Raw genomic sequence first — 14,527 nt, forward strand, 5'->3', positions numbered from 1 at the left:
GAGGATCCGCCCGCTGGGCTGCCATGGGGTTCAACGGGCAGCAACGGCCAAGCTGACCACGTAGTGCTCCTCGACCCTGCCGCTCGGGAAGACTTCGGTCAGAAGATCGCGCTCAGCAGCCAGGAACGTCCTGGTCCCGTTCTCGCCGAGAACAAGGAAATCGGAATAGCTGGCCAGGCTCGCGAGATGGGTATCAAGCGGGACGCTCCTGGTCCACACGACCTGTCGGGTGACGAAGCTGAGTTGGGCTGGCAAGCCGCGGAATCGGGCCATCAGGTCGGGTTCGTTGCTTCGGCACCAAAGAGGCGGCGCAGGCGGGAGTCCTGGTCGGCTATCCAGGACACAGTGCTGTCTGAGTCGTTCCACCAGAGAGCGAGTGCACCACCGGGGCGCAGTACTCGGAGGGCCTCTGGGACGGACTTGCACTGGTCGGTCCAGTGCCACGCTTGGGCATAGGTAATGACGTCGATGGACTGGGAGGCAAGCGGCAGGTTGTTGCCATCACCGCGTACGAGGGGGACATGGGGCAGTCCGAGGCGGAACTGCGAGGCCATTCCAAAACCGGGTTCCACCGCGATGACGCGCGCACCCCGGGCATGCAGGAGGGCGGTCGCCAGTCCAGTGCCAGCACCGATGTCCGCGACGCGGGCACCGTTCAAGGGCCGGCCGGCGAGTTCCTCAACCGCATCGAGCAGCGCGGGCGGATACGAAGGACGGTTTGCGGCATAACTGGCGGCTGCCCTGTCGAAGGAACGGGCCTGCGAAGTGATCGTCATTTGACCATCCTCGGCCGTCCGGAAGCGCCTAGCACAGCACTTTGAAGCCGTTTCCCCGCCAAGGCGTCGCAAGGCTACCCAGCCCCCGACAACCGTTCCGGTCGGCGCCCGACAACCCCTCCGCTGACGCTCGGGGCACGGCTTCTGAGCCGACCCGCTTCAAGAACCGAGGCGTCGAGCACGGAGGTCAGCCTGCCGAGTGCCGAGCTACGCCTGCGGATGCGGGGACGCCCCAGGGCGCCACGCGAAGTCGTGCAACTTTCGCCTCTCTTCCTGCTTTTCTGTTCACCATGCAGAAGAACTCGGAGAGCCTCGGCGAACTGCTGTGGTTGATAAGGCGATCGTCGTCCCCGCACGAGGTATTGGCCTGGCTCGAGCACCGGATCGCCGTGGATGCCGCGTGGGTGGGGCGCGGGTTGGCGGTGCAGGCCGCAACGGCCCGGTTCCCTGCGGAGATCCTGGGCGCACTGAGAGAGCAGCTGGAGCGTCTGGCGGACGGGCGGTTGGCCGCGGCCACGCTCCGCGTGGGTACGCGCGCAGTGCACATCGAGGCATTCGGCCTAGGCGCACAACGCCCGGTGCTGGTCACGGTCGGAGCCTCGGCGCTGTCGCGGGAATCGGCGGCGCTTGCGTCCTACGTCGGCACTCTCCTCGAGCTGCAAGGGCGGGCGTCGGCGGCCGACAGCAGCCTGCGCGATTACGAGGACAAGGCCCGGCAGTTGCGCTTCGCCGTGCTGACCGCGCTGATGACCGGGGATATCACCCTGGCCAGACGGATGACCACCGGCGACGTGCCGCCGCTGCTGGATGCGGAGCGCGTGCGGGTGTACCTGCTGAGCTGCCCGGACGCTGACCGGGACCGGCTGGTCAGAGCTCATCTGGACTCTTCGGGTTACCACGGGTCGGGCCTGATGGTGCACTGCCCGGCCTTCAATGACCACCTGATCTGCCCGATCGCCGAGGATGCGGAGCCCGATGGCCGTCCGGACCAGGCCGAGGTGCTGCGCCGTCTCATAGGGGACAACTCCGGGTACGCACTGGGCATCAGCAGAGCCCACCCGCTCACCTTGACAGCCACGGCATACGGTGAGGCTCTGCACGCCCTGGCCGTCGCCCGCAACTCCCCCCGGCGGATGGCCGCCTACCGCGGTCGGCCTTCGCTGGCACACCTCCTGCCCCGCCAGGAGGCCCTGGCCTGGGCGACCGCCTTCCTGGCTCCGCTGCACGACCTGCCGAAGACCACCGTGGACGTCACGCGCCTCGCCGTGACATTCCCGCGATCCGCCGTGGCCCGACTGCTGCACATCAGCCGCACCACGGTCGCGGCCCACTGCCGCAGGGCGGAGGACGCCCTGGGAGTGGACCTCAGTGATGTCCGCGCCCGCGCCACCGTCGACTTGGCCCTGTCCCTCACAGGACCCCAGCCCATTGCCCCGGGCTTGCCACACCTCGCGCCGCCGCACCTGGAAGACTTGCTGCGCACGAAACCCGCCGTCGACTGGGCGGAGTCCTTTCTGCGCCCCCTTCACGGTGCCCGGCCCTCCACCCTCCACATCACCGTGAGCGCATGGATCGACGCCGATACCGACGCCCGGCGGACGGCGGCACGCGTGGGATTGAGCCGGAATACCGTCCGGGCTCATCTGCGTGCCGCCGAAAGCCTCCTCAACCGCGATCTGGTGACCACCGGATCGGGCATCCACGACCTGGTTCACGCTCTGAGTGTGACCGGCGGCCGCCAGCACACCGCCCCCCGGGCAGACGCGTTCTGACGGAGCCCGTGACCGTTCCGTGGCCGCCCAGGGAGGCTCACGTGTGGGCGTTCACCCAGGAGCCGCAATTCCAAGGGGTGCCGCCGGAGCCGTCCTGGAGACAGCCCCGGACCTGGATCGACAGGTTCTCTCCCAGGTCCAGGTCATTGTCGTCCTGGTAGCTGTAGCCACGGCCGTTGAAGTACGAGTGGATCGTGGCGCCGCTGACGGTGTAACGCCACTGCCCGACCGCACCGTGGTCGTCCCGGGACCCGTCCATGACGTAGAGGTGCTCGCCGTACGCCGTGAACGTGACGAGCGATCCGTTGCTGCAACACGACTTTGCGTCAAAGACGTCATAGTCGCCTGCACTGGCGGGAGATGCCACCAATACGCAGGTGGCGGCGAGCGCGAGGAACGAGCCCGCCAGGGTGGCGGCCCGTCTGTGACCGATGGACGCGAACATGAGTGAACGGCCTCTCTTGCAGAACCTTCCGGCCGGCGGCCGGACCATCAGGTAGGACGTTAGAAGCAGCCGCACTCGCGGTACCACGGTGCACGCTGACCACATTCGTCCGTCAGCTGTGCACGGTGCCCAAATGCCGGGGAATGCCGGTGGGACGTTGCGGTCCGACGGTCCATAACCGTGGTCCCCCGCCCCCTCGGTGCCGGCGGCGCGTTCGAAGTTGCGGCAGCTGGCCCGCGCCCGGGGAGCCGTCCAGGCCGCGTGACCGGGCGCCTCGGTCGACCGCGAGCACGAGGTTGCGCCTATCGGTGCGCTGGATGTTGCGCCAGGGGTTGCGCCTACTGTTGCGCGCCCCGCAGGAGCGTCCCCGTGCCCGTGCAGGTCACCACGCCGGTTAGGCCGTGGTCGGAGGCCGGACATCTATGCCCCCGGGCCAGCCCCACAGCAGGAAGAACAAGGAAAGTGGGTGGGCGGGGCAAGCTGGGCGGCTGGCGAGGGGATCGGGGTGCGCTCAGCCGGTTGCGCGTCGGCGACGACCAGCGGGGGACGTCGGCGGGGGAGAGGTGGGGGCGGGCACGGTGCCAGCGTGCGGGGTGGCGCCAGCGGCCGGAGGCGTCGCGGGCGACGCCGACTTCCACCACCCAGAACAACCAGCCTGTCCACGGATGAGCGCGCCGGGCGGGAGCGAGTAGCCCGGCGACCGTGCTGCTCCCCGCCTGGGCGAGAGTGGTGGTGCGGCCGGTGTACTGCAGGCGGCCATGGTCGTCGTACCTGCCGAGCAGCAGGGTGTGGGGCGCTGCCAGGGAACCGGTGATCGCGCCGACGATCGCCTCGGTGGTCTCGTGCACCTTGTACTTCCGCCACCCGCATACCGAAGGCTCATACACGCTGTCCAGCCGCTTGAAAGCAGGCCCTCTGTTCCGACCGACGCCCACGTCAGCCCCTCACGCAGTTTGCTGTGTGGTGGGGGAGTGGGCGTTGCTCGGCTTGGGGTGGGCTCACTCCGGTTTGATCACGGGGGGCGCGGTGGGGGGAGCCAGGTGAGGGCTGTGCTGTGGCTGGTTGGTGTGGTGGGTGAGCTTTGCTGTGATGCGTTGGCTGCTCTTCAGGATGGCTGTTGCCGCGGAGGTGGCGGGCCAGGCGGTCAGCAGGTAGCGCTCGATCGGGTCGGAGTAGGTGCCGTGGGGTTGATGTTGCGGCCTTGTGCGTGGACGCGGATGCGGTACCAGCCGGGGCCGGCACTGGCAAGGTCGGGCAGGCCTTCGGCTGGACCGAGGTCGAGGGACTCGACGAGCAACTGGCCGGTTTCGCACAGGACGCTGACCTCGACGATTTCGCCTTGGCGAGCGGCCAGTGGCCCGTGAGGACTACGGGCGGCAGACCGACTCGCTGAGTGCGCTCCAAGGGGCCCTGCATCCTGCACGACGGCTGACCGACGATCCCGTGGCGTGGGGTAAGGTGCATCTGACCATTGGCTACGCGCCAGTAACATGACAGTCGACACACAGCCGACCTGTCCCGGGGAATCAGGATCGGCTCGTCGGTGGACCGCCGACGACGGCCGGTCAAGGAATGCATGCACAACAAGTTCACATCAAGACTGGCGACGTTCATCGTCGCACTGGCTCTCTTCTTCACCGGGGGAGTGGGATCCGCCGGCCAGGCCACGGCCGCGGAACAGAGCCGTGCGGAGCGGCTGGCGCAGATCGTGCGGAAGGTGGCGCAGTACGCGAACTGCGACCGCCTGCCCCTGCTCGAACGGCCCCGATGTCTGAAGGAGTTCGCCGGGAAGGCCGTCAAACTCGGCGCCGGCGTGGGGGTGTTCCTGTTCATCTCGCAGGACGCCATGAAGGATCACGGAGCGAGCTTCAAGGAGCTCGACAAGAATGTCGAGGCCCTGCGGGCGCTCAAGCCGCTGCAGCTGGTGGATCCCGCCACCGCCCCTGACCCAGCACAGCAGTTGAAGCTCCTGGAGCAGGCTGTCAAGACCTACAGGAGCGCCGGGCCGCACCTGGACAAACTCGGCACCAACCTGGCCAGGGCGGATGACCTGCTGGGTGACCAGAACGACTCGCTGCTGGCGCTCACGATCCTGACCGTCGCGCTGGGCGACTACTTCCCGGACTACACGCCGCCGAAGTACCCCGATGCAAAGCCGATCTTCGACTTCGAGAAGGACCTGGCCGACCTCAACGCCGCGTTCGACCAGATGAACCAGGGCTTCGCGCAGATGAACCGCGGTCTGCGGGAGATGAACGCGGGCATCGCGGAGGTCAACAAGGGACTGTCCCAGGCCAACAAGGGCATCTCCAAGGCCAACAAGGGCATGAAGGAGATGAACGAGGGTATCGCCCAGGCCAACCAGGGGGTCAAGGAGGCCAACAAACACGTACCCGGCATCAAGAAGGGCGCGGAGAAGCTCCGCGACATGTCGGGCCTCGACCTCGACTTCTCCCACATCGGGGACACCTGGGGCAGCGGCTCCTCGCTGCTGGACGACGCCGAGCAGCAGCGCCGTATGTCGCTGCTGCTTAACCTGCTGCCGGGCGTCGGCGACGGCAAGGGCGTCGTCGAGGCGATTGTCGGCAAGGACGTGGTGACCGGTCAGAAGCTGGGCACCAAGGAACGGGTCCTGGGCGGGCTGTCCGTCCTGCACTGGCTGCGCGCCGGGGACCGGCTGCTGACCGCCGACGATGTCAGAAAGGCCCGTAAGGGCGAGGAGGCCGTCACCTGCAACAGCTTCCCCAGCGGCACCCCGGTGCTGATGGCGGACGGCTCCCAGCGGCCCATCGAACAGGTACGGGTGGGCGACCAGGTCCTCGCCGCAGACCCGGACAGCGGCCGCACTCAGGCCGAGCCGGTCACCGCCCTGATCACCGGTCAGGGACACAAGAGCCTCGTCGACGTCACGGTGCGCACCGATCACGGTGCCTCCACGGTCACCGCAACCGAAGGACATCCGTTCTGGATCGACGACCTTCAGGCGTGGGCCACAGCCGGACAGCTCGAGCCGGGCGCCTGGCTGCGCACGAGCGCGGGCACGCGGGTGCAGGTCAGCGCGGTCCGGGCCTGGACGGCCCAGGGCCTGACGGTCCACAACCTCACGGTCGGCGACCTGCACACCTTCCATGTCCTGGCCGGCGGTACGCCCCTTCTGGTCCACAACGCGAACGGGTGCGGCGTATGGAAGTCCGAGTTCGACAGCCTTCCGCAGGGGAAGCAGTCACACGTCAGGGAGATGTCGAGCGTCGCGGAGATGCGCCGGGCCTTCGAGAAGTGGACCGCCGGGGCGCAGCGTCTGCCGGCCCGCGGTCCGAAGATTCCTGACGTCTACAAGCTGCCGGACGGCACGGTCATCCAGTGGCGTACCTCGTCCCGGTCCGGCGGTGAGACGATCGACATCTTCCCCGTCACCGGCAAAGGAATGAAGGTGCATCTGCCCGATGGACAGTAAGGCCATCATCCGTGACCTCCTCCTCGAAGGGCTGGACGACTGGGTCCCGGTGGACCGGCTGATCTGGCTCGCGCGCGAGGAGAGCAAGCAGTCGGGCGGCGACTTCCGGTCCTTGGCCATCGAGCTGCTCACCGAACTGATGCGGGACGGCCTGATGGACATCGGCGAACTCGGCGACACCGGGTTCGAGCCCTGGAGGGGTGACGCCGACGCCGTCCTGGCCCGGCTCGTGACCGCCCTCGACCAGGTCGACTGGATGCCCGCGGGCGGCGTCTGCTGGCTCGCGAACACCCCCAAGGGTGACCGCATGGCGTCCGAGTGACCCTGCCGCACAACCGCGGACGCTCAGACACAAGCGCCCTGCCCCGCACCGAGAGCATCACGGTGCGGGGCAGGGAACGAAGACGAGGCCTGATCGTCAATCGCCAAAATCCCGTCAACAGCGTGGGATAAGCTGCGGTCCCTCGTTCCGGGCCCGGTCCACCAACATCGCAACGAGCTGCTCGTCCGACGCCGCACTCGACGGTGCCTGAACCACCTGCTCGGCCTGCTCGTTCTCCACGGCGGTCTCCGTCATCAGACTGGTCCCCTTGATCAGCAGCTCCGCCATGGATCAGACACTCCCCGCTGATCTCGGTATACGGCCGGGCTCAAGGGTGGGTTCTGACAGGAGAGCGGCGTTGATCATCCACGTCACCAGAATCTTGGGGAACCAGGCCCTGGAGGGCGACAGTTCTGACCTGCTCCGCGCCTCCGTGCACGTGCCGACGAACGGGTTGCCATCCCGTGGATGGTCATGGAAGAACTCGCCGCCCGATGGCGTCTACTTGACCGACGGCTTGGCGGGCTTGTCGGTGGGGTTCTCGGGGCGTTTGTTCGGGCGGTAGCCGGGGCCGTTCATGATGACCTGGCGGCTGGTGTTGATGACCCGGTCGAGGAGGGACTCGGCGACGACGGAGCTGGGGAAGAGGGGATACCAGTCGCTGGGCGCCCGGTTGCTGGTGATGATCAGGAACCGCCCCGGCCGCTCGCTGACGAGTTCACAGAGGTCGGCGTGGGCCTTCAGCGTGGTGTACACCCGCTCCCAGGTGCCGTCGACGGCCCACATCCGCGGCCGGTTGTAGACGCCCCTGCAGTTGCCGTACTTTTCCGGGAGGTGAACCCGCTGGGTGCAACCGCATGCTCCTGGCCTCGCTGCCCGGCTACGCCCGCCGGCCGCACCCCGGTAAGCGTGCTTCCCGTCCGAAGGACGCAGTGCGGCTGGGCTTTGAGGACTTCACCACCCGGCTGCTGGCCTGGACGCTCTGGTGGAACACCGAGCACCGCCCGGCGCCGTTGCGGGGCAAGACTCCGCTTCAGGCGTGGCAGGACGATCCCACCCCGCTGCGGGACGTGCCGGCCGCGGATCTGTGGACGTTCACCCTGGCGGACGCCGACACCCGCACGCTGACCATCCGCGCAGTCCGCTTCCGCAGACGCGACTGCGTGGGCGGGTGAGGGATCCGATGCGGCCGGCGGCGCGCTGGTGGAGGTACGGGCCGGGCGGGCGCTGCTCGCCGGGGCGCTGCTGTCGGGTGGCGACCTCAAGAACCTTGTTGACGGCGTCGGCCGCCACCTCGATCGTCGAAGCAGGCGCACGCGACGTCGACCTGGCCGTGGCAGTCGCCGTCTTCGTCCTCGTCGCCTGCTGTACGGTGCCGGGTGCCGTCGGCGTTCACCTTGCCGGAGGGCAGTGCGTCGTGACGTTTTTCGAGGGCGTCCGACAGTTCATGGTCACCAACAGCACCGTCATCGCGGTGATCGTGCTGCTCTTGCTGGGCGCAAGCGTCCGGACGGGTTGTCCGGTCTCGGCCGCTGACCACGCCGCCTGGGTTGTCCTACGTGTCGTCGGCCGGGTGCAGTGCATCGGCGTAGAGGGTGAACAGGCGTAGGGGGCTGCGGTCGCTGGTGTGTGGGGTCTGGTGCAGGTGGTGCCAGCAGTCGGCTGCCAGGCGGCGGGCGTGGGTCCCGGGCCAGGGTTGGGGGAGGAGTTGTGGTGGCAGCAGTGGGTCGGGCTCCATCGCTGTGGTGAAGTGGGCGGCGAGTTCGACGGCCATGCCGAGCCGCTCGGCTTCGGACGGAGGATCGTTCTCGGTGAGCTGGGCGAGGCAGGATCCGGCGAAGGCGGCCAGGCGTTGGTGACGCTCGGCGATCTCGTCGAGCGGCCACAGGGTTGCGGCCAGGGTGAGCGGGTCGGTGATGTCGCCGATGCGCAGGTCGGTGGTGGACATGCGGGTGAGCGCGTCGGCGACGCCGAGGTGGCGGGCGTGTGCGTCGACGAGTTCGCCGACCGGGTTGGCGGTGACGTACAGACCGCTCTGGATGGGGGCGGCGCCGAGGTGGAGGAGGCGCTCGCGCAGGGTGTCGCGGGCGGTGCGGCGGGATTCGGGGATGGCGAAGGCGAACAGGTGCCAGATGCCGTCCCAGGGGGCGAGCCCGGCGTCCTGCCGGTAGGCGTGGCGGACGTAGGCGGCATCGGGTGCCACGGAGCCGGTGACGTCGGACACGGCCCGCAGCGTGGCCTTGCGACCGCGGCCGTCCTGGGTGAAGCGGCCCTCGGTGACCAGGCGTTTGACACAGAGCCTGACCTGCGTCTCGCTCATGCCGAGCAGTGCCGCGACGGCGTAAAGTTCGCCGGCATCGACGGTTGCGTCTTCGCGTACCAGGGCGTGGACGAGCAGTCGGGTGGGGATGTCCGGCCTGTGGTCATGGGGTTGCTCAGGTCCGGGGGCGCGGGGCGTCATCGACCCTCCCGTGCGGCGGTGAGGTCCGCCCTGGTGACCGGACGGTGCATGGTCGTCACGGCGCCGAAGCCCAGCAGGCGCCGCAGGTAGGGGGTCTGCTCGGTGTGTACGGCTGTGAAGCCGTGCCGCTCGTACAGTGCCCGGGCGCGGGGGTTGTCGTCGATGACGTCGAGGCGGACGCGGCGGCAGCCGGACTCGGCGGCGACGGCCGCGATCTGGCGCAGAAGCAGGCTGCCGATGCCGCGGCCGCGGTGCGCGGCATCGACGGCGATTCCGTCCATGACGAGTTCACCGGGCGCAGGGGTGCGTTCGAACAGGGCCAGCAGTGCAAGCCTGGGCAAGCCGCGAAGGGGGCCGTAGGCGGACAGGACGTCCCTGACACCGCCGCCTGTCAGCGCCCGCCCGTCAAGGCGGTAGCCGGCCACGGCGACCACCTGCCCGCCGTGAAGGGCGACGACGCCCCGGTCGGGCTGCAGGTGGGCGGCGATGAACGCGCGTCCCTTGTCGGGGGGATCCAGTGCCGGCGCCAGCTTGCGGTCGAACGCCTCCCAGTACAGCGCCGCCACCCGGCCTTCGCTGCCGCCGGGCACCCCCCGCTGGACCACCAGCCTGTCGTCCACGGTCATCTCCAGGCCCTCCCATGTCCGTTCACCGATCCACCTTGCGCTATCGATCCTAGTACGTTCATCATCGCTACGACCGTTTTCCAATCGATCGGTTTGGTGGTTGTGGTGTCACGAACAGGGGGTGCGCCGGTGCGGCGCAGGCGGCGATGGCTGGTGTGGAGCGCGGTGGGACTGCTGCTCGTGGCCGCCTCTCTCGGCGGGGTGGTGGCGTGGCAGAACACCTACTCGCTGCGTGAGGAGAAGGTGTCGCTGCGGCACGACGGGGCGCTGCTCGATGGCGTGCTGGCGCTGCCGAAACACGGTCAGGGGCCATTCGGCCTGGTCGTGTTCGTGCACGGTGACGGACCGATCGACGCCACCCATGAGACGTTCTACCGCCCGCTGTGGGAATCGTTCGCCCGCGCCGGGTACGCCTCGTTGTCGTTCAGCAAGCCCGGTGTCGGTGCTTCGGAAGGCGACTGGCTGAAACAGAGCATGGACGACCGGGCCGACGAGACGCTGGCCGCAGTGGCCTGGGCCCGAACCCGCCCGGACATCGACGGCCGCCGCATCGGGCTGTGGGGGGCGAGCCAGGCCGGCTGGGTCCTGCCCAAAGCCGCCGCCCGCGACAGCCGGTTGCAGTTCGTCATCGCCGTCTCCCCGGCGGTCAACTGGCTGCGGCAGGGACGCTACAACCTCCTCGCCGAACTTGACCGGGCCGGTGCGAGCGAGCAGGAGAAGCAGGCGGCGCTACGCAGGCGGGAGACCGTACTGGGTTTGCTGGAGCGGGGCGCCACGTTCACGCAGTACCGGGCCGCGATCGGTGACGCGGACGGTATGACCGCGGCACGGTGGGGATTCATCGCACGCAACTACCGTGCCGACGCGACCGCCGACCTGGCCGCCATGCGAGGCACGCCGCTGCTGCTGGTGCTGGCCGGCCACGACATCAACGTGGACGTCGCCGACACCGAAGCCGTTTACCGCAGCATCCTTCCCCCCACGTCCCTGACCGTCACCCACTACCCGGGCGCCACCCACTCCCTGGCCGACCACGAACTGGAAAGCTCCGCCTGGCGCCTCACGATCACCGCGATCGCCGCCCCCCGCCGGCTCTACACCGACGGCTTCCTCAGCGACCAGGCCCGGTTCGTCCAGCGAGTCGACTCCAGCCGGGAGGAACAGTGACCCCTACAACAGCACCGGAGAGCCTGCCGAAGGCCGGGCGCGTGATGAGCGTCGACGCACTGCGCGGCTTCGCCCTGCTCGGCATCCTGATCGTCAACATCACCTACCTCGCCTCCGCCTACCACGGCACCGGCGTGGAGGACCCCGGCTTCGACAGCCCCACCGACAACGCCGTCCGCACGCTGGTGGCGGTGTTCTTCGAAGCCAAATTCTTCCTGCTGTTCTCCTTCCTCTTCGGCTACAGCTTCACCCTGCAGCTCGCTTCCGCCGCCCGGACCGGCACCGGGTTCACACCCCGGTTCCTGCGTCGCCTGACCGGGCTGTTCGCCCTTGGGGCAGTGCACGCCGTGGTGCTCTTCCCCGGCGACATCCTCACCACCTACGCCGTCCTCGGCCTTGTCCTGCTGGCGCTGCACCGCATCCGCCCCCGCACTGCGATATGTACCGCCGCAGTGCTGCTGGCCGTCACCTCGGCCGCGTACGCGCTTCTCGCTGCCGCGCTGTGGCCGGCCCACGGCAGTGTGGACAAGGCCGCGGCGGCAGCCGAAGCAGCCGCTGCCACCGACGCCCTGCGCGGGAATGCCGCCTCCGTCATCACCGCACACCTGGAGCAGCTGCCGGACGTCGCGTTCCTGCTGGTCTTCTTCCAGGCACCCGCGGCGCTGGCCGCCTTCGTCCTCGGCCTCGCCGCAGGACAGCAGCAGGCGCTCACCCGCATTTCGGCACACCGCCGCATGCTTCGGCGCCTGCAGACCGCAGGCTTCAGCCTCGGTCTCACAGGCGGCGTCGTCTATGCTCACGCCAGCCTCGCCCACCCCGGTACCGCCTACCAGGTCCTCGCCCTCGGCATCGACGTGATCACCGCACCCCTCCTGGCCGCCGCGTACGCGGCCACCCTTCTGCGCCTCCTCGACAGCCGCCCCGCCGGCACCCTCGAAACAGTGCTCGCTCCGGCCGGCCGGATGGCACTGACGAACTACCTCACTCAGTCCCTGGTGGGCACCCTCCTGTTCACCGGCTACGGAGCAGCACTCATCGGCCACGTTCCACCCGCCGGCGTCACTGCGATCGCGCTGATGCTGTTCACCGGTCAGGCAGCGGCCAGCCACTGGTGGCTCATCCGCCACCCCTACGGCCCCGTCGAATGGGGCCTGCGCACATGGACCAACCTGTCCCCGCCCCGGTGGAAGACCCTGGGACAGTAGAACGCAACGCCCAGCGCGCGCCGTACGCGATGTCCCGCACCGCACCGGTGCGCGCACCGCAGACCGCCCCCCGTGACCAGGCTCGGCCGGCGCGCACTGACCCAGGGCGGGGCGCGGCGAAGTCGTCTGCGCCACCGCCGCAGCGTCTCGTCTCAGAGGCGACCGGGGACTTGCCGGGGGGCGGTGCGCCTCGGAGTGTGGTGTTGCCTGCGGGAGCGCAGATGGTGCGGACGTCGTCGGTGCGGGCGGTGGCCGAGGCGGCCGGACAGGGGATGGCGACCCAGGGCGCAGTGTGTGTGTTCGGCGACCTGGCCCGGGGCAAGACCGCGGCTGTTCGGATGGCGCTTGGCGAAGCGCCCTGCCGATCCAGCAGGTCACCTCGTTCTTCGGCGGCCGCTACGTCGACCTCTACTCCTCCAGCGTGGGCCACGACACCTGCCAGCCCGCGGACATCAAGTGGGTCGAGGGCATCTACGGCGACGCCGCGGACTACTGGCCCGCCAAACTCCCCGGCACGCTGCTGAACTGCGGTCTCATAGGCAAGCGTGTCACCCTCGTCCACCCCAACGCGGAAGACCACGCCGACACCGCCGCCCACGTCGAACGAGCCATCCGCATCGCCCTCCTCCACCAATGACCAACAGACCGAACCCGGCGCGAGAGCCACGGCCTCCGACGCTCGACTTCGGCTGACCGACGACAGCGGGTCCGCACAGGATCATTTTGCCCGGCCCCGCAGTGAGGAGGAGGGGCCGCAGCGAGTATGTCTGCGAGCCGGCCACGGTGACCTGGAACAGACGGCCTGCTGTCGCAGGTGGCGGTCTTGCTCGCGTTCAGTACGCAACTCGGACGTTGCTGCGGGTACGCAGTACGTCTGGGCTATGTCCAGCGCATGCCCGATGGCGGAGAGCTGCTCGATGCGTGCCGGGGACAGGGACGCGGCTCTGGAGCGCTGGTTCCCGGCCCATGCTTCTAGGGTAACGCGGAAGTCACGGGACCGATGATCTGGGCCCCCGCAGCGAGCCTGCCCTGTACGACCGAACGGGCCAGCTCGACCGCCTGTTCCCGGGTCTCCGTCGCTGTGGATACCTACACGAAGTCAGTCATGAGCCGGAGCCTACCCACCAGCGTTCACAGCCACCGGCCCGACCGGAGACGGCCGTTACCCCTTCGGGAGCGCCCACTCTTCGGGCCCCCCGAACTCGGGCTCATACACAGACGGGCAGGCCTCTACTTGCGCCCACTGGGAAGGCGATCAGCCCGGCGGCACAACGGCCCGGCAGGATCCTCTCGCCCATCGGGAACTCAGGCTTCGGCAGGTCGCCACCCGAAGACCCGGTTACTTTGACGTTCGTACCGTCCTCACGTGCCCGGCGAAGTCTTCCCGTCTCGGCAGTAACACGTAGGTAGGTACGAAGAAGCCGACGCTCCGGACATGGAAGTGCGCTCAGGTCGGGGGACTTCGGGCGCATACCCGACAGAGTCCAAGACGGGCCGATAGGTTCTGTGGGCGAGAGTGCGTTTAAGGGGAGGCGCCCATTGAGCGAGAGCAGATCTCCTAGGCCGCAATGGCGTAAGCCATCACCTTTAGGCTTCGGTGCTGCCGTGGACGCCGTCAGCAATGTGGCCGCACCGCTGCTGGCGGGTTTCGCTGTGGCCGCTATCGGGGTGGTCGCCGCGGACAGCGACCAGTTCCGCTGGCCCGGTGCGGTGCTGCTCTGCCTGACTCTGGCGGCTCTGCTGTTCGTCACCTGCGTACAGTTCGGATTTCACGCCCGTCGGCACCTGTACTCGCCCGCCGACATCACAGCCTGGTGGTCGGAGGAAGAGGCCCGAGAACGCCACGACCTGCTGCGTGAGGAGCACGCCACCGACTTTCAGTACTGGGAGAGTTGGCGTCGCAGGGCTTACGCGGCCTACACCGGCGGCATGGTCATGCTGTGGATGGGGGTGTCCCTGGTTCTACTGCCGCCGACGCCGGGTAGTTCCCCGGACTCGGTCTTCCGCTGGGCGGCCGCCGCCGTCGCGGCAGGCGCCGCCGTAGTCGAGGCCGTATGGAGCACGTATCCGTCGATCAAGCGCCGGCTACAGCGGCGCAGACTACTTCGAGGGAACCCATGACAAGCGACGAACGGCCACAAGACGTATACCGTGACGAGGGTGAGGAGGGTGACCCGAAGTTCGTCCCGCCGCCTCCTCGACCTCCGGCGCCGCCAGAGGCCACTTGTCCGGCCTGCCACCACAGGATGACGCACCACCAGGGTTGCGAGCTGGCCACGATAACGGTGAGGACCGCCGC

General features: G+C 68.7%; 14 protein-coding genes and 2 pseudogenes. 9 read left to right on the forward strand and 7 right to left on the reverse strand.

The annotated features are described in order from the left end of the window. Positions 1-30 precede the first annotated feature (30 nt). Positions 31-776, reverse strand: a pseudogene (locus tag ACFZDI_RS11035) (methyltransferase domain-containing protein). 290 nt (positions 777-1,066) lie between these two features. On the opposite strand from ACFZDI_RS11035, the gene ACFZDI_RS11040 reads away from it, so the two are divergent. Further along, positions 1,067-2,548: a helix-turn-helix domain-containing protein gene (locus ACFZDI_RS11040; protein WP_391249397.1), complete on the forward strand. Its 1,482-nt coding sequence runs from the start codon at positions 1,067-1,069 to the stop codon at positions 2,546-2,548. Between the two features lie 37 nt (positions 2,549-2,585). Here ACFZDI_RS11040 and ACFZDI_RS11045 read toward each other — a convergent pair whose 3' ends face one another. Beyond that, on the reverse strand, positions 2,586-2,993 hold the full coding sequence (locus tag ACFZDI_RS11045) for a hypothetical protein (protein ID WP_391249399.1): 408 nt from the start codon (positions 2,991-2,993) through the stop codon (positions 2,586-2,588). Between the two features lie 1,576 nt (positions 2,994-4,569). Here ACFZDI_RS11045 and ACFZDI_RS11050 point away from each other — a divergent pair. Together ACFZDI_RS11050 and ACFZDI_RS11055 are read left to right on the forward strand one after the other, a co-directional pair. Beyond that, a complete protein-coding gene (locus ACFZDI_RS11050; RefSeq protein WP_391249401.1) occupies positions 4,570-6,447 on the forward strand; it encodes a polymorphic toxin-type HINT domain-containing protein in 1,878 nt (625 codons plus the stop codon). Then, positions 6,437-6,769 (forward strand): hypothetical protein, encoded by a 333-nt coding sequence (locus ACFZDI_RS11055; RefSeq protein WP_391249403.1) that lies wholly within the window; start codon positions 6,437-6,439, stop codon positions 6,767-6,769. The genes ACFZDI_RS11050 and ACFZDI_RS11055 overlap by 11 nt, the downstream gene beginning before the upstream one ends. Before the next feature lie 114 nt (positions 6,770-6,883). On the opposite strand, the gene ACFZDI_RS11060 is transcribed toward ACFZDI_RS11055, so the two are convergent. Both ACFZDI_RS11060 and ACFZDI_RS11065 read right to left on the reverse strand, forming a co-directional pair. Beyond that, on the reverse strand, positions 6,884-7,057 hold the full coding sequence (locus tag ACFZDI_RS11060) for a hypothetical protein (protein ID WP_391249405.1): 174 nt from the start codon (positions 7,055-7,057) through the stop codon (positions 6,884-6,886). 213 nt (positions 7,058-7,270) lie between these two features. Then, positions 7,271-7,555 carry an ATP-binding protein gene (locus ACFZDI_RS11065; RefSeq protein WP_391249407.1) on the reverse strand — a complete coding sequence of 95 codons (285 nt, stop codon included), beginning with the start codon at positions 7,553-7,555 and terminating at the stop codon, positions 7,271-7,273. 71 nt (positions 7,556-7,626) lie between these two features. Between ACFZDI_RS11065 and ACFZDI_RS11070 the strand changes: the two genes are divergently transcribed. Together ACFZDI_RS11070 and ACFZDI_RS11075 are read left to right on the forward strand one after the other, a co-directional pair. After that, positions 7,627-7,944 carry a hypothetical protein gene (locus ACFZDI_RS11070; protein ID WP_391249409.1) on the forward strand — a complete coding sequence of 106 codons (318 nt, stop codon included), beginning with the start codon at positions 7,627-7,629 and terminating at the stop codon, positions 7,942-7,944. Between the two features lie 77 nt (positions 7,945-8,021). Continuing rightward, a complete protein-coding gene (locus ACFZDI_RS11075; protein ID WP_391249411.1) occupies positions 8,022-8,378 on the forward strand; it encodes a hypothetical protein in 357 nt (118 codons plus the stop codon). On the opposite strand, the gene ACFZDI_RS11080 is transcribed toward ACFZDI_RS11075, so the two are convergent. Next, positions 8,325-9,230 (reverse strand): PaaX family transcriptional regulator C-terminal domain-containing protein, encoded by a 906-nt coding sequence (locus tag ACFZDI_RS11080; RefSeq protein ID WP_391249413.1) that lies wholly within the window; start codon positions 9,228-9,230, stop codon positions 8,325-8,327. The two genes, ACFZDI_RS11075 and ACFZDI_RS11080, sit on opposite strands and share 54 nt — an antisense overlap. Then, the gene (locus ACFZDI_RS11085) at positions 9,227-9,856 is read right to left on the reverse strand and encodes a GNAT family N-acetyltransferase (protein WP_391249415.1); all 630 of its coding nucleotides are present in this window, start codon (positions 9,854-9,856) and stop codon (positions 9,227-9,229) included. Before ACFZDI_RS11085 ends, ACFZDI_RS11080 begins: the two co-directional genes overlap by 4 nt. A gap of 129 nt (positions 9,857-9,985) precedes the next feature. Here ACFZDI_RS11085 and ACFZDI_RS11090 point away from each other — a divergent pair, with 129 nt between their 5' ends. The 3 genes from ACFZDI_RS11090 to ACFZDI_RS11100 all read left to right on the forward strand — a co-directional run bounded on the left by ACFZDI_RS11090 (position 9,986) and on the right by ACFZDI_RS11100 (position 12,865). Continuing rightward, on the forward strand, positions 9,986-11,023 hold the full coding sequence (locus ACFZDI_RS11090) for a CocE/NonD family hydrolase (RefSeq protein ID WP_391249417.1): 1,038 nt from the start codon (positions 9,986-9,988) through the stop codon (positions 11,021-11,023). 44 nt (positions 11,024-11,067) lie between these two features. Next, on the forward strand, positions 11,068-12,228 hold the full coding sequence (locus ACFZDI_RS11095; protein ID WP_391249419.1) for a DUF418 domain-containing protein: 1,161 nt from the start codon (positions 11,068-11,070) through the stop codon (positions 12,226-12,228). A gap of 421 nt (positions 12,229-12,649) precedes the next feature. After that, positions 12,650-12,865, forward strand: a complete 216-nt coding sequence (locus ACFZDI_RS11100) for a hypothetical protein (protein ID WP_391249421.1) — start codon at positions 12,650-12,652, stop codon at positions 12,863-12,865. Between the two features lie 335 nt (positions 12,866-13,200). Here ACFZDI_RS11100 and ACFZDI_RS11105 read toward each other — a convergent pair. Then, positions 13,201-13,305: pseudogene (locus tag ACFZDI_RS11105) on the reverse strand (divalent-cation tolerance protein CutA); the annotation flags it as partial. Between the two features lie 528 nt (positions 13,306-13,833). Here ACFZDI_RS11105 and ACFZDI_RS11110 point away from each other — a divergent pair. Then, positions 13,834-14,349 carry a hypothetical protein gene (locus ACFZDI_RS11110; RefSeq protein WP_391249423.1) on the forward strand — a complete coding sequence of 172 codons (516 nt, stop codon included), beginning with the start codon at positions 13,834-13,836 and terminating at the stop codon, positions 14,347-14,349. The last annotated feature ends 178 nt before the right edge of the window (positions 14,350-14,527 follow it).

The organism is Streptomyces sp. NPDC007907 (assembly GCF_042959365.1).
GTDB lineage: Bacteria > Actinomycetota > Actinomycetes > Streptomycetales > Streptomycetaceae > Streptomyces > Streptomyces indiaensis.

What these genes read in the sequence shown, in the direction of transcription:
- ACFZDI_RS11040 (WP_391249397.1), top strand. Translation starts at nt 1,067, where the DNA reads ATGCAGAAGAACTCGGAGAGCCTCGGCGAACTGCTGTGGTTGATAAGG.
- ACFZDI_RS11045 (WP_391249399.1), bottom strand. Translation starts at nt 2,993, where the DNA reads ATGTTCGCGTCCATCGGTCACAGACGGGCCGCCACCCTGGCGGGCTCG.
- ACFZDI_RS11050 (WP_391249401.1), top strand. Translation starts at nt 4,570, where the DNA reads ATGCACAACAAGTTCACATCAAGACTGGCGACGTTCATCGTCGCACTG.
- ACFZDI_RS11055 (WP_391249403.1), top strand. Translation starts at nt 6,437, where the DNA reads ATGGACAGTAAGGCCATCATCCGTGACCTCCTCCTCGAAGGGCTGGAC.
- ACFZDI_RS11060 (WP_391249405.1), bottom strand. Translation starts at nt 7,057, where the DNA reads ATGGCGGAGCTGCTGATCAAGGGGACCAGTCTGATGACGGAGACCGCC.
- ACFZDI_RS11065 (WP_391249407.1), bottom strand. Translation starts at nt 7,555, where the DNA reads ATGTGGGCCGTCGACGGCACCTGGGAGCGGGTGTACACCACGCTGAAG.
- ACFZDI_RS11070 (WP_391249409.1), top strand. Translation starts at nt 7,627, where the DNA reads ATGCTCCTGGCCTCGCTGCCCGGCTACGCCCGCCGGCCGCACCCCGGT.
- ACFZDI_RS11080 (WP_391249413.1), bottom strand. Translation starts at nt 9,230, where the DNA reads ATGACGCCCCGCGCCCCCGGACCTGAGCAACCCCATGACCACAGGCCG.
- ACFZDI_RS11085 (WP_391249415.1), bottom strand. Translation starts at nt 9,856, where the DNA reads ATGACCGTGGACGACAGGCTGGTGGTCCAGCGGGGGGTGCCCGGCGGC.
- ACFZDI_RS11095 (WP_391249419.1), top strand. Translation starts at nt 11,068, where the DNA reads ATGAGCGTCGACGCACTGCGCGGCTTCGCCCTGCTCGGCATCCTGATC.